The sequence below is a fragment of the Streptomyces sp. MUM 2J genome, from assembly GCF_022414535.1.
GTDB lineage: Bacteria > Actinomycetota > Actinomycetes > Streptomycetales > Streptomycetaceae > Streptomyces.
Genome location: NZ_JADWYM010000015.1, coordinates 1 through 13,625, shown reverse-complemented (window position 1 = coordinate 13,625; position 13,625 = coordinate 1). Strand labels below are relative to the sequence as shown.

11 protein-coding genes are annotated in these 13,625 nt (G+C 75.2%); 3 read left to right on the top strand and 8 right to left on the bottom strand.

Annotated features, from left to right (window positions below):
- Positions 1 to 125: 125 nt before the first annotated feature.
- Positions 126 to 1,868: a chloride channel protein gene (locus tag I3F54_RS15160; RefSeq protein ID WP_240119373.1), complete on the bottom strand. Its 1,743-nt coding sequence runs from the start codon at positions 1,866 to 1,868 to the stop codon at positions 126 to 128.
- A gap of 338 nt (positions 1,869 to 2,206) precedes the next feature.
- Here I3F54_RS15160 and I3F54_RS15155 point away from each other — a divergent pair, with 338 nt between their 5' ends.
- The gene (locus I3F54_RS15155) at positions 2,207 to 2,623 is read left to right on the top strand and encodes a hypothetical protein (protein WP_240119269.1); all 417 of its coding nucleotides are present in this window, start codon (positions 2,207 to 2,209) and stop codon (positions 2,621 to 2,623) included.
- 216 nt (positions 2,624 to 2,839) lie between these two features.
- On the opposite strand, the gene I3F54_RS15150 is transcribed toward I3F54_RS15155, so the two are convergent.
- From I3F54_RS15150 to I3F54_RS15140, 3 genes are all read right to left on the bottom strand, one after another.
- Positions 2,840 to 4,237, bottom strand: coding sequence for an FAD-binding oxidoreductase (locus tag I3F54_RS15150; protein WP_240119268.1), 1,398 nt, complete (start codon positions 4,235 to 4,237; stop codon positions 2,840 to 2,842).
- Between the two features lie 545 nt (positions 4,238 to 4,782).
- Positions 4,783 to 5,544 carry a polysaccharide deacetylase family protein gene (locus I3F54_RS15145; RefSeq protein WP_240119372.1) on the bottom strand — a complete coding sequence of 254 codons (762 nt, stop codon included), beginning with the start codon at positions 5,542 to 5,544 and terminating at the stop codon, positions 4,783 to 4,785.
- 220 nt (positions 5,545 to 5,764) lie between these two features.
- A complete protein-coding gene (locus I3F54_RS15140) occupies positions 5,765 to 6,610 on the bottom strand; it encodes an SDR family oxidoreductase (protein ID WP_240119267.1) in 846 nt (281 codons plus the stop codon).
- A 251-nt stretch (positions 6,611 to 6,861) separates the two neighbouring features.
- Here I3F54_RS15140 and I3F54_RS15135 point away from each other — a divergent pair, with 251 nt between their 5' ends.
- Positions 6,862 to 7,932: a galactosyldiacylglycerol synthase gene (locus I3F54_RS15135; protein ID WP_240119371.1), complete on the top strand. Its 1,071-nt coding sequence runs from the start codon at positions 6,862 to 6,864 to the stop codon at positions 7,930 to 7,932.
- Between the two features lie 243 nt (positions 7,933 to 8,175).
- On the opposite strand, the gene I3F54_RS15130 is transcribed toward I3F54_RS15135, so the two are convergent.
- The 4 genes from I3F54_RS15130 to hpnR form a co-directional block, all read right to left on the bottom strand.
- Entirely contained in the window at positions 8,176 to 8,994 is an 819-nt protein-coding gene (locus I3F54_RS15130) for a ribonuclease BN (RefSeq protein ID WP_374205925.1), read from the bottom strand.
- Positions 8,995 to 9,204: 210 nt separating this feature from the next.
- Positions 9,205 to 9,639 carry a hypothetical protein gene (locus tag I3F54_RS15125; RefSeq protein WP_240119266.1) on the bottom strand — a complete coding sequence of 145 codons (435 nt, stop codon included), beginning with the start codon at positions 9,637 to 9,639 and terminating at the stop codon, positions 9,205 to 9,207.
- A 29-nt stretch (positions 9,640 to 9,668) separates the two neighbouring features.
- A complete protein-coding gene (locus I3F54_RS15120; protein WP_240119265.1) occupies positions 9,669 to 10,733 on the bottom strand; it encodes a YihY/virulence factor BrkB family protein in 1,065 nt (354 codons plus the stop codon).
- A 135-nt stretch (positions 10,734 to 10,868) separates the two neighbouring features.
- The gene (gene hpnR / locus I3F54_RS15115) at positions 10,869 to 12,347 is read right to left on the bottom strand and encodes a hopanoid C-3 methylase HpnR (protein WP_240119369.1); all 1,479 of its coding nucleotides are present in this window, start codon (positions 12,345 to 12,347) and stop codon (positions 10,869 to 10,871) included.
- 305 nt (positions 12,348 to 12,652) lie between these two features.
- On the opposite strand from hpnR, the gene I3F54_RS15110 reads away from it, so the two are divergent.
- Positions 12,653 to 13,354 (top strand): haloacid dehalogenase type II, encoded by a 702-nt coding sequence (locus I3F54_RS15110; RefSeq protein WP_240119264.1) that lies wholly within the window; start codon positions 12,653 to 12,655, stop codon positions 13,352 to 13,354.
- Positions 13,355 to 13,625 lie beyond the last annotated feature (271 nt).

Sequence of the window (13,625 nt, the reverse complement as noted above, 5' to 3'; positions counted from 1 at the left end):
CCGCGTGTGCCGTCCGGCGCCCTGCACCGCCTGGGGCCCGCAGCCCCGCTCCGGGCGCGGTCTGTTGCGCCGGGGGCGAGGCTGCGGGGAGCCGGCCGGGGGCGCGGGCGCGCCCCCGGAGCGCGTCACACGGTGCCGTGGACCCGCCGGGCGGGGGCCCGCCGGTCGGACGGCCTGTGGCGCGGCTCCTGGCCCGTCGTGTGCAGGGCGCGCAGGGCAGCCTGGTGGCTCAGCCAGCCGACCGGCTTCCCGCTCGGGCCGTCCAGGACCGGTACGCCGGTTCCGGGCGCCGTGACCAGCTGACGCAGGGCCTGGGCGAGCGGCTCGTCCGCGGTGACCGGCTGGGGGACGTCGGCGAGTCGCCCGACGTCCAGCGGGGCGCCGTCCGGCTGCTCGGCGAGGCTCTCGGCGACGGCTTGGGCGGTGACGACGCCGCGGTAGCGTCCGGACGCGTCGAGCACGGGAAGGGCGCCGTGCCCGGACAGGCTCAGCAGGTCGGCGGCATCGGTCAGCGGGGTGGAGGAGGGCAGAGGGGAGGGGAGCGGTTCCATGACCGCCTCGACGGGCTGACCGCCGATGCGGGCGCCGGGCGCCGGACCCTCCAGGTCGATGCCGCGGCGCCGCAGCTTCAGGGTGTAGATCGTGTCACGGGACAGCAGGCGGCTGGTGGCGGTCGCCAGCACGATGGCCAGCATCAGGGGCAGGATGATCGAGTACTCGCCGGTCAGCTCGAAGAGGATGACCACGGCCGTGATGGGCGCCCGGGAGGCGCCGGCGAATACGGCGCCCATGCCGACCAGGGCGTACGCCCCGACCGGGCCGGCCTGCTGGGGCAGCAGCTCCTGCACGCCCGCGCCGTAGGCGGCGCCGAGCATCGCCCCGATGAACAGGCCAGGAGCGAAGACGCCGCCCGAGCCGCCGATGCCGATGGTCAGGCTGGTCGCCACCACCTTGCCCACCAGGAGCAGCAGCAGGAAGGCCACCGCGTACCCGCCCTGGGTCGCCTTCTGCAGGACGGGGTAGCCCACCCCGTACATCTCCGGCAGGACGAGCAGCACCACGCCCAGGGCCAGCCCGCCGACCGCGGGGCGCAGCCACTCCGGGCCGCGCCAGGCCCAGTCGCAGGCGTCCTCGATGAGGTACAGCACGCGGGTGAAACCGACTCCGACGCCCGCGGCGATCACGCCGAGCAGTGCGAACAGGCCGAACTGGGCGATGTGGTCGACCTGGAAGTCGGGCAGTTCGAGGAAGGCGGTGTTGCCGAAGGCCGCGCGGCCGATGACGCTCGCGGTCACGCTGGCCAGCACCGTCGCACCGAAGGCCTCGGCGGTGAACGTGCCGAGGATCAGCTCCATGGAGAAGAAGACCCCGGCCAGCGGCGCGTTGAACGTGGCGGCGATGCCGCCCGCCGCACCGCACGCGACCAGCAGCTTCATCCGTGCCTCGGTCACGCGGGTCATCCGGCCCAGCGTCGAGCCCAGCGCCGAGCCGATCTGCACGATGGGCCCCTCGCGGCCCACGGATCCGCCCGAACCGATGGTGAGCGCGGAGGCCAGCGTCTTGACCACCGCCACCTTGGGGCTGATCCGGCCGCCTCGCTGGGCGACCGCGAGCATGACCTCGGGCACGCCGTGCCCGCGGGCCTCCTTGGCGAACCGCTGCACCAGCGGCCCGTACAGCAGGCCGCCCAGCACGGGCACGATCAGCACGAAGTACGGACCGAGCCACGGCACGCTCGGGTGGGCGGCGCCCGGTGCGGCGGCGTAGTCCTCGTGGCCGGAGAAGAAGCGCGTGAAGGTCTGGATGCACCAGCGGAAGACGATCGACCCCGCGCCTGCTCCGGCGCCGATGACCACGGCGAACGCCATCAGTCCCCAGGGCGCACCGCGCATCGAGTCCATGAGCCGGCGGCGGGGTGGGATGTCGTTGTTGCTCGCTGTGGTGAACCCACGGGTCATGTCCTCGGTTGCCGGTGTGGCAGTCATCGGTTCTCCTCCCTTACTTTTGCATTATGCAAAACGAGTCAAGTCGGGGGCCCGCCGGGGCTGGGCCACACGAGTGAGCCGGGGAGGCGGAGGAGTCATCGGCGAGGACGTGTTCGAGCCTCAAGTTCTCGGTTCTTGCCGGACCTTGAACCCTTCTTTGCGTCGCGCAGAATATGATGGTGGCGCATGACGCAGTCGATCCGGGCTGATCCGGGGCACGAGTGACGGTGTCGCGCGCCGCCGCGCACGGCGTCCCGCCGTCGCACGGCGACGCCGACCGCATGGAGACCTACGGCACGGTGATGCCGCCGCCCGCCCGGGGCGAGCGGTTCATGGCCGGTGGCGGAGGCGTCGGCGGGTCGGCGAAGCCGTCGAGGAGGACCCACGTCATCGGCTTCTCGCGGGCCCGCCCCTTCCTCGCGGACCGCCGGCAACCGGACATGGGCACCCGCTACCCGGAGCTGTCGATCCTGCCCGACGACACCGTGCTGGTCACGGGGGCTCCCAGGACTACCGGGGCCCTGCCGCCGAGAACTCCTCCAGGCGCGCGTCTGCGACGCGGGAACGGGACGCGTGCGCCGGGTGGCCGGCCCGGAGGCCGGCCGCACCTGCCACTTCGGTGGGTGCGGGTGCCGTGACCGGCCGGGCGTCCGGTGGCACCGCACCGTGCGCGTCCGGACGCCCCCTGTCACCGCTGCCCGGCGTGCGCCACCGGGTCCGGCTGCCGGCACCGGACCCGCCCCTCCCGCCGGATGGCGCTCGTCGGGCGGGGGTGGGGGCCGCCGGCGGCCTCGACCGCCCCGGCCCGCGCCGCCGGCGGAACCGGTGCGGGGCGGAGCCGGAGGCGGCCGGGCTCAGGACGCGGCCGGCGGGATGTTCTGGTTGGCGTGGAAGAAGTTGTCCGGGTCGTAGGCGCGCTTGACCGCGGCCAGCCGCTCGTAGTTGCCGCGGTAGGTGCTCTGGACGCGCTCCGGCCCCTCCTGCTCTCCCAGGAAGTTGATGTAGGAGCCTCCCATGGAGGTGGGGTGCAGGTCGGTCCAGTAGTCGACGCACCACTGGCGGATCAGGTCCGCGTTCGCGGGATCGGGGTCGATGCCTCCGATCACTCCCGACCAGACGGCGTCCCGGTAGGCCCAGGCCGTGTCGTCGGTGCCGACCCGGTGGACGGCTCCGTCCACCGGGTACAGGTGCATGGTCGACAGGTCGGTCGGCAGGTTCTCGCCGTACTTCTCGTGCACGGCGACGGCCTCGTCGGGGATCGAGTCGAAGAAGTCGCCGCGCCAGTACCACTGGAGGCCCTTGGGGATCAGGGCGTCGAACATGCTCTGAAGGGCCGGGTAGGGCATGGGGGTGGTGAAGTGGAAGGCGGGCGGTCCCGGCTCGTTCACCACGGTCAGCACGTCCTCCAGAGGCTTCTGTTCGAGGTCACCGGTGTAGCACCACACCACACCGCACATCTTCTGCCCGTGGACGGGCTCCGGGAAGGGCGGCCCGGGCGGGACGGTCAGGACCGCGAAGAACCCGTAGAGCTCCTCGGGTGCGGCGGGCAGGAACGCGCGGTACCACCGGAGCACGTCGTGGGTCCGGTCCACGGGCCACACGGTCACCCCCACCCCGACGGTGTCCACCGGCTCCAGCCCGAAGGTGAAGGAGGTGATCACCCCGAAGTTCCCGCCGCCGCCCCGCAGCGCCCAGAAGAGGTCCGCGTTCCGCTCCGCGGAGGCGGTGACGAAGGTGCCGTCGGCGAGGACGACGTCGGCGGACAGCAGATGGTCGATCGTCAGCCCGTACCTGCGGGTCAGATACCCGTGCCCCCCGCCGAGGGTGAGTCCGCCCACGCCGGTCGTCGACATGATGCCGGCCGGCACGCCGAGGCCGAAGGTGTGGGTCGCGTGGTCGACGTCGCCCAGCTGGCTGCCGCCGTCCACCTGCGCGGTCCGCGCCTCGGGATCCACGCGGACCCCGCGCATCGGCGACAGGTCGAGCACCAGCCCGCCGTCGACCAGGCACAGCCCCGGGCCGCTGTGGCCGCCGCCCCGCACCGACAGCTCCACCCCGTGCTCCCGGGCGAAGCCGACGGCGGTGCGGACGTCCGCGGCGTCGACACACCGGGCGACGACCGCAGGCCGTCGGTCGATCATCGCGTTGTAGATGCTGCGGGCCTCGTCGTAGCCCGGGTCCTGGGGCGCGAGGACGGGGCCCCGCATGGTGTCGCGCAGGTTCTGCAGCGCAGTGTCGTCGATGCCGCTCATGGTCGAACACCCCTGTCGGGAGACGGTCTCGGAGGGACAGCGGGGCGCGCGTCCGGGCGGGCGGCGGGGCGTGTGCGGTATCCGTTCGCGCCTCGGGCGGTACGTGCGGGCACGCAGAGGCGCTGCCCCCTCCAGTCTCCGCCACCCGGCGGCGCGGCACATCTCGATGGGGACCCGCCGGCTCCGCCCCCGTGGCGGGGGAACGCCCGGCAGGGGGGACACCCGGCAAGGGGAGGCGGCCGAGGGCGCGGCCGGACGGGCGTCCGGGGGCGGCGGCGGTGGCGTGCGGCCCGCGGTCGGCCGCCGGTCCCTCGCGGGAGGCGGAGAGCCGCTGCCGAGCCGGTGGTCCGCGCCGCGGCGACGGCACCCGGCGGGCCCAGCTGTGACCAGGGCACCCGGCACGGCGGTACGCCCCGGCGGTGTGAGCGGCCGACGGCCGGTGTGCCGCTCGCTCCGGTGATCCCTGCCGCGTTCACTCCTGGACGCCGAGCGGTCCGGCCGACCGTCGGCCCGACTCCCCCGGACGCATCATTGCACAGTGCAAACTAGCCGTGCCGGGGATCCGCGTGATCCCCGTGCTCGGCCAGCGGACCGACCGACAGCCCCGCGGCACGGCAGTGCGCGACGAGGCCGGGCAGCGCTCCGAGCGCGGCACGCCAGCATCCGGGCGCGGAGGTGCGGTCGGTGTCGTGCAGCAGGAGCGTCCCGCCGCCCCGCAGATCCGCCGCGGCCGTGGCCCCCACCGTGGCAGGCGTGGCGTCCGCCGTCCAGTCCCGGCCCCACGCCGTCCACAGCACCGGCCGCAGCCCCTCCCGCCGGGCGGCGGCCCAGCGGGCGGACGTCAGGATGCCGTAGGGCGGGCGGTACCACCGCGGGCGGCGGCCGGCCAGGGCGTGCACGGCAGCGGCCGTCCGCCCGATGCCGCGCAGCTCCCGGACCGGCGCCGGCAGCCACGGGCGGTCGTGGCTCCAGCCGTGCACCGCGAGTTCGTGCCCGCGCCGGACGGTCTCCCGGGCGACGGCCGGATGGCCCGCGACGGCCTCGCCGAGCAGGAAGAACGTCGCCCGCACCCCGAGTGCGTCCAGCGCGTCCAGGAACAGCGGCGTGGACACCGGGTCGGGCCCGTCGTCGAAGGTGAGCGCGACGTGGTCCGGGCGGCCCGTCCCGGCCAGGCGCGGGAAGCAGCTGCGGCGCACCGCGGGCAGCCAGGTGGCCGCCGGGCCGATGTGTGCGGCGGCCAGTGCCGCGCACGGCACCAGCACCGCAGCCGCGCGCCGTGTCGCCGACGCGCCGGACGTCCTGGCCATCGCTCCCGCCTCTCCGCCGTGCCGCCACGGTTCCCGGAGAGCCGCCCGTGCCGCGTCGGCGCCCGCGGCCGGCCGCGGCGGCCCGGCGTCCCACCCGCCGCCCACCGAGGGGGCCCGGGCCAGACCGACGTTGCCCAGGCCGATGAGCACCACCCCGATCACCTCGGGCAGCAACCACGCCCCCGGCATCAGGACGACGGTGGGGCCGGGCACCGGGCGCCTATCCGAACACGCCGGCGAGCCGCCGGTACAGTCCGGGAGCCATCCCGCGCACCCGGACGGGCAGCCGCAGCCAGCCGGGGACGTAGACCTCGTCCCTGCCCCGCAGCACCGCGTCCCGAACCGCCTCGGCCACCTGCTCCGGCGGCATCGGGCGGGGCCGCGACCGGTGGTAGGGCGCCCCGCGGTGCTCGAAGAACGGCGTGTCCACCACGCCCGGGACGACGTGCGTGACGCCCACGCCGGTACCGCGCAACTCGTAGCGCAGCGCGTCGGCGAACGGTCCGAGCGCCGCTTTCACGGCCGAGTACACCGCCTCCCCACGCACCCCGACGGAGCCCGCGAGGGAGCCGATGAGCACGACGCGTCCGGACCCCGCCGCCACCATGTGCGGCACGGCCGAGCGCACCAGGCGCAGCGTGGCCAGCAGGTCCACGTCGACGAGTTCCTCGATCGCGTGCCCCGGCATGGCGGTGAAGTCGCCGGCCCAGCCCACGCCGGCACCCGCCACCAGCAGGTCCAGCCCGCCCGCGCGGTCCAGGGCGAAGTCCACCAGTTCCTGCTCGGCGCCGCGCCGGGTGAGGTCGGCCGGGAACAGCGCCGTCCGGCCCTGGGGCGCCACCTGCTCCAGCCGGCCCGCGTCGCGCCCGGTGAGCACCAGGTGCCAGCGCTCCTCGGCCGCCAGCCGGCGGGCGACGGCGGCGCCGATGCCGGAGGACGCCCCGGTGACGAGGGCGGTACCCGGCGCGGCGGAGCCGTCCGTCCCGCGGTGGGAGCGGGCGCCGGAGGCGGGCGCGGCCGTACCGGGTGCGAGCGCGGACCGGGCGGAGGACGGGGCGTGCGACATGGTGCTGACCTCGGCTGCGACGGCGGACTCCGGGAACGAGCGGGACTGCGACGCCTTCCGGATCGTGAGGACACGGCGGACACGGAGTATCCCCGCCGTGCCCACCCGAAACGCGGGGCCGCGGGGTGACGCACGTTTGCGCCGTGCCGGGGGCGGACACCTGGGCGGGCGTGGCCGTCCCCTCCTTCCCGCACCGCCGCCGGTCCGGCCGGGCCGGCGGCCCCCTGCGCATCCTGATCGTCAGCGCGAGCATGGGGGCCGGCCACGACACGGTGGCCGCCGAACTCGCCCGCCGGGCCGGTGAGGCGGGCCACCGGCCCCACGTCGTGGACGTTCTGCGGCTGCTGCCGTACGGCCTGGGCACCGGACTGCACGACTTCTACCGGGCGTCGGTGCGGCACTTCCCGTGGGCCTACGGTGGCCTGTACCGGGCCTTCCTGCGCCGGGGGTCGGGCAGCCGTCCCAGCGGTGTCCCGCTGGCCCGGCTCGCCGCCGACGCCCTGACGGAGATCGCCGACCGCACGGGCGCGGACGTGGTGGTGCCGGTGTTCCATCTCGCCGCGCAGTTGACCGGGCACCTCAGGCAACGGGGCCGGCTGACGGTCCCGAGCGTCGTGTTCGTGGTCGACTTCGCGGTCCACCGCCAGTGGCTGCACCCCGGCAACGACCACTATGTCTGCCTCACCGAGGACGCCGCCCGCGTGGTGCGGCAGGACCTCGGTGTGCCCGCCGACGTCACCGGGCCGCTCGTCGCCCCCGGGTTCCTCCGGCCGGCTCCGGGCGCGCCCCGCTGGCGGGAGCTCTTCGCGGTCCGGGCCCCGGGACGAACGGCAGTCCTGCTGTCGTCGGGGGCCTGGGGCGCCGCCTCGCGGCCCGTCGAGACCGCGCGGCTGCTGGCCGGGTGCGGCGGTTTCCTCCCCGTGGCGCTCTGCGGCCGCAACGAGCGCCTGCGCCGCCGTCTGTCGGCGGTGCCCGGCGTCCTGGCGCCGTCCTGGGTCCAGGACATGCCCGGGCTGACGGCGGCGGCCGGTGCCCTGGTGGACAACGCGGCCGGGCAGACGGCCGTCCAGGCCCTGGCCGCGGGACTGCCGGTGGTGGCGTACCGCCCGCTGCCCGGGCACGGTGCCGAGGGCGTGGCCGCCATGGCCGCCCTCGGCCTGACCCGGCCGGCCCGGGACGGGGACGACCTGCTCGCCGCCCTGCACCGGCTCACCGCGCCCGGGCCGGCCCGGGACCGCGCCGTCGCGCGGGGACGCGCGGCCTTCCGGGACGGCGACGCCGTGCTCCGTGTCGCCGAGCACGCCGCCCGCGCTGCCGGCTGAACGGGCCCGGGCCGGGCGGGCGTGCCCGCGCACGGGACGGGCCGTCTGCGGCAACCCCCGCGCGGCCGCGGGGCCCACGGGCGGAAGGGGGGAACGGCACCCGGGCGGGCCCTCGTCCGGACACGGCCGAAGGGTCCACGGGGCCCGCCCGGCCGGGTCCGGACGCGCACGGACCGGACGGCCCGGTCGGCCGGGTCCGGGCGCCGCCGCACGAGGCCGGGCGCCGGTGCCCCGCGGCGGCGGTCAGTCGTCCTCGTGCCGGTGCAGATGATGCTCGCTGATCCAGCGGCCGAGCAGGGACCCGCCGAAGACGACGAACCCCACGCCGATCAGCCAGGACTCGACGACCAGCACGATGCCGACCGTCCCGTAGCTGATGGCGTTGTCGACGATGAGCGGGGTGAAGAACAGGTACGAGAAGCCCCGCAGGCCCACCAGGCCGGCCATGGTGGCGACCGCGCCGGGCAGCAGCCGACGCCAGCGGACCTGGCCGCCCAGCAGGAAGCGCTGCCCCCACCAGAAGAACAGCACGCCCGTCGCGGCCGACAGGGCGATCCGCGGCGGTCCGGCGAGCGCGCTGCGGGTCAGGACCTCCTGGTACAGGTACCCCGTGAGCACCACCAGCCAGGTGGCCTGGCGCCAGACGCGGTGCCACGGGCCGGGAGGCAGTTCCCAGACCCGCTCGTAGCCGTTCTGCACGCCCCCGCCGAGGGCCACCCCGAACACCGCCAGCGCGATGCCGCCCCAGACGCTGGTCGTGCCGACCACGTCGGGGGGCGGGCTGATGATGCCGGTCAGGCTCTGTGCCGACTTCCCGGACACCCCCATGCCGTCCGCGAGCCACGCCGCGAAGCCGCCGCGGCCCAGCGGGTCGGCCGCCGCCACCACGATCAGCAGCGGCGCCACGGTGACCAGGGCCAGGGTGGCGAAGCCGGTGGCCCGGTGCATCAGCTCCAGCTCACGGCCGCGCCTGACGAGGGGGTGTGCACCGACCCAGCCGGCCCCGTTGCGCACAGCGCGCAGCAGGCGGCGCCCGACGGTGCTGGTCCCGGGTTCGCGCACATCGGGCTGAGTGACCCGGCCCCGGCTCCGGCAAACGGCATCCGGTCACAGGGCCGCGCGGGTCGGCCGACCGCTCCCGTCGGTCCACGCCGGCGCCCCGTGCCGGGGCCCGGCCGTCCCGCTCGACGCGCCGGGTGCCGGTGCCACCGCGAAGGGCGCCCCGCACGCCGTCCGCACCACTGCCCCGCAGCTCGGTGCCGCCCCGCACGGTCAGCGTCCGTCGCCCGCCCCGCCCGACTCGTCCGGGCCGCCCGGACCGGTGCGGCGCAACCGCTCGTTGTGCCAGGCGATGGCGCGGCGGATCTCCGGCCCGTGCAGGCCGGTCCGGCGTCCGAGCTCCTCCAGGGTGCGCACGGGCGGACCGGTGCCGAAGGCGCGGACGATCTTGGCGGCCCAGAGTTCCTCCTGCACGAACGGGCGGCGGCGGTACTCGTCCCGGAGGGCCTCGACGTGCTCCGTGCAGCAGGCGGTGATCCGCCGTAGCCCGTCGTACCCGTCGTGTCCGGGACGCGCGCAGGAGGAGTCCGGAACGTCCGCGGTCACCGCCTCCGCCTCGGGGAAGGCAGTGCCGCACAGATCGCACAGCTCCAGCGGGGCGGACCGCTCCGGGGCGGCGCCCTTGGCGCGTTTCCACGGCTTCCACATCTCGGCTCCAGGGGTGAGCGGTGGGCGGTTCATCCGGCGTCGGGCCGTCCGGTGTCGCCCGATGGAGCCGCGCCGCCGTCGGCGGCGGCACGGCCGTCCATGGTGTTGGTACCCGGGAACGGCCGGGCGTGGAACTCGACGGTGACCTTCTGGAAGCCCTTGAAGCTCTCCGCCATGGCGTACGAACGGTAGGCGCGGCGGTCGGCGTGGCTGAGCCGGACGTCGTCGGTGAACGGAGTGAGCAGGCTGCGCGGCCACAGCCGGTGCGCGTGGACCGCGGCGGTCTCCACCGTCAGAACGAAGACCAGCGCCCCCAGGAACAGCCAGGCCAGCAGCCCGAGCACGATGGCGAACATGCCGTACGTGGCGCCTGCGCCACTCAGGTAGTTCCGCACGTAGTAGGTGCCGCCCCACTGCAACAGCTGCCAGGCGCAGGCCCCGCCCAGCGCGGGCCCCCACACGTACCGCAGGGTGACCTGCGCGCGGGTGAGGATCCGTACCGTGAGCACCAGCAGGGCGGCGTTGAGCAGGACCACGCCCGGGACCGCGACCAGCCGGACGAGGCTCCCGACCCGCAGCCCGAACGCCTCCTCGAACGAGGCCGAGGCCAGCACCCCGGTGGTCACGAACAGGCCGACCGCCAGCAGCCCGATGAACATCAGCCCGCGCACCCGGGAGTGCAGCGGATTGGGCCGCGCGTGGCGGGGCACGCCCCAGATCTTGTTCAGCGCGTGCTGCACCGCCTGGGCCACGCCCAGACCGCCGTACAGGCTGCCCAGCACACCCACGGTCAGGGCCACGCCGTTGCCACGCAGGGAGTGGATGTTCTCCCTCAGCTGGTCGCCCAGCACGGGGAACTTCCGCAGCGCCGAGTTCAGGACCTGCTCCTGCAGCTCCGGGTCGTTCTGGAGCAGCACCGCGAGGGCGGAGACGAGCAGGAGCAGGAGCGGGAAGAGGGACAGGAAGCCGTAGTAGGCGATCAGGGCGGCCAGGAACATGCCCTGGTCGTCGGCGAACTTGTACAGCACCCCCAGTGGCATGCCCAGCCAGTGGTGCCGTCGCTGGAACGCGTCGAGCCGACGCAGCGCCTCCATGGCGCCTCCCGATGACCATGTCCGGCGGGAGCCGCCGGACATCCCCCGGGTACCACCCGGAGCGCCTGGGATGCCCGCCGTGCACGGCCGGTGCCGCCGCGGGCCCCGCAGGACCCGCGGACGGCCGGGTGCGGGTCAGCCGCGGTCGCGGGACGGACGGACGTGGACGTACAGCTGCTGCCGGTCCCCGACGTCGACCGGCTGGGGCAGCGGCAACTCGTAGCGGACCGGACGCCGGTGGTCGGCCAGCTGGCGGCGCGGGTTGTAGACGTCGTTGAACTTCCAGAGCATGCGCGCGAAGTTGGTCTGCCCGCGCAGCAGGTTGCGGCCGAGCACGCGGCCCGCCCCGAGCGCCGTGCGCAGGCCGAGATGCTTGCGGTTGATCACGGACTGGGTGCGCACCAGCTCCCGGTAGAACTCCTCCAGCGGCAGCCGGGTGGGCACCACGGCGTGCTGGATGTCGAAGAGCCGGTAGTCGCGGGTGGTCAGACGCCGGGACTCGGTGTGCCAGATCTCCGTGCCCGGATACGGCGTCATCACCGTCAGGTGCACGATCTCCGGCACCGACAGGGCGAAGTCCCGCACCAGGCGGAACCGGTCGGCGTCCCAGTCCGGGTCCACGATGAGGTTGATCGCCACGTTGATGCCGAGCCGGCGGGCGGCCTCCAGGGCGTGGAAGTTGTCGTCCGGGCTGACCCGCTTGCGGAACTGGTCCAGCCCCTCCTCGTCCAGCGCTTCCATACCGAGGAACATGTACGACAGCCCCAGCCGGGCCCAGCGCTCGAAGACCTCGGAGTTGCGCAGCAGGACGTCGCTGCGGGTCTCCAGGTAGTAGCGCTTGCGGATCCGCCGGCGCTCCAGCTCGGCGGCGATCGCGTTCCCGTGCTCGGGGCGGATGAACGCCACGTCGTCGACGACGAACACGTTGGGCTCGCGGATTCCCGCCAGCTCTTCCGCGGCGGCCTCCGGCGACGCCTTGCGGTAGTTGCGGCCGTAGAAGGTCCATGCCGAGCAGAAGGAGCAGTCCCAAGGGCAGCCGCGGGTGAACTCGATGGAGGCGCACGGGTCCAGCTCCCCGATGAAGTACCGGTTGCGGCGCCGCATGAGGTCCCGGGCGGGTCGCGGGGCGTCGATGCCGTGCATGAGCAGCGGCGCGGGGCCGCGTCCGCTCGGGGTGACGACCCCGGGGACGTCGTCCACGCCGCCGTCCCGGACGGCCTCCAGCAGGGGAACGACGGCGGGTTCCCCCTCGCCCCGGACCACCGCGTCGACGGCCCCCTGCGCCTGCTCCAGGACGTCCGGCGCGACGAACGACACGCTGTGCCCGCCGAAGAAGACGAAGCACCCCGGCACGGCCGCCTTGACCCGGTGGGCGATCTCGATGGCCTCCGGGATGTTGGCCAGATAGTTGAGGGAGACGCCGAAGGCCTCGGGGCGGAAGGCGGCGATCTCCGCGTCGAGCTCGCTCGGGCCGAACACCTGGAGATCGACGATCCGGACCTCGTGTCCCGCCTCCCGGGCGGCACCGGCCACCCGTTCGAGACCGAGCGGCTCCAGCCGGAGGAAGATCTCCGAGTACATCAGGGCGCTGGGGTGGACGAGCAGCAGGCGCATGATCACCTCGCAGGAGGTACGGGCAGCCACCGGGGTATCCGCATGTGACTCCCGGGAAACCCGGGACGACGGGACCGGCCGCGGTTCCGTCCCGCCCACCGACTCGGGCCCGGAACCGGGCCGCCCGCTCCGACGGCGGCGAAGGCGGCGTCCGGCAGCAGCACGACCCCCGCTTCCCCCGGGCACCGTCCGTACGCGCTGCGTCGACGCATGCGTGGCCGGGGGCGTGCCGGGGCACTCCGGGCGGTGGAACGACGCACGGCCCACCGGCGTCCCCGCCATGCCGGGGCGGACAGGAGGACACCATGCCCGCCGACACCCCACGGGTACTGATCTTCGACGTCAACGAGACGCTCGTCGACCTGGCGCCGCTCGGCAGCTGCCTGGAGGAGGTCGGACTGCCCGCCCGCCTCCTGCCCGTCTGGTTCGCCGGCGTCCTGCGCGACGGCATCGCCCTGACGCTGGCCGGCGCGCCCGCCCCCTTCGCCGCCGTGGCCGGCGACGGCCTGCGCACACTGCTGGCCCAGGGGCAGCCGGACGGGCCGGACCCCGAACGGGCCGTCCGGCACGTCCTCGGCGCACTCCCCGCCCTGCCCGTCCACCCCGACGTCCCCGACGGCGTCCGGGCCCTGCAGGAGGCGGGCTTCCGCCTGGTCACCCTGACCAACGGCTCGTCCGGCACCACGCGCGCGGCCTTGGCCCGCGCGGGAGTCGCCCGCCACTTCGAGACGCACCTCGACGTCCGGGGGGCGGGGGGCCGGTGGAAACCCGCACCGGACGCCTACGCGCACGCCCTGCGCACCGTGGGGATCGACGCCGCGGACGCGCTGCTGGTCTCGGCGCACCCGTGGGACGTCGACGGGGCCGCGCGGGCCGGGCTCGGTACCGCCTGGGTGCGCCGCACTGCCCTGCCCCAGCCCACTGCGATGCGTCCCGCGGACCGGGAGGCGACGGACCTCACCGACCTGGAGCGGCAACTGCGACGACCGCGCGTAGTCCCGGACTGACATCCGGTCGCGGCAACCGTCCCTGCCCGGCTCCTCCACGACGGCCGCCCCGCCCGCCGCCGGCGCCGGTGGGTCGGGTGACGGCGGCACACCGGAGCGCCCGCGCCGGGCGGCACGATCCCGGTGCCCGCCCGGCACGAGCGCCCCCGCGGGCGCTGCGCGGGCGCGCACCGCGATCCGGCGGAACGGGTCTCCGGCCCGGGGCGGGCACGTCGAGACGGTTCTGCACCGGCGCCAGCGCGGTGCCTTCGATCCGGTCCAGGAACCAGCG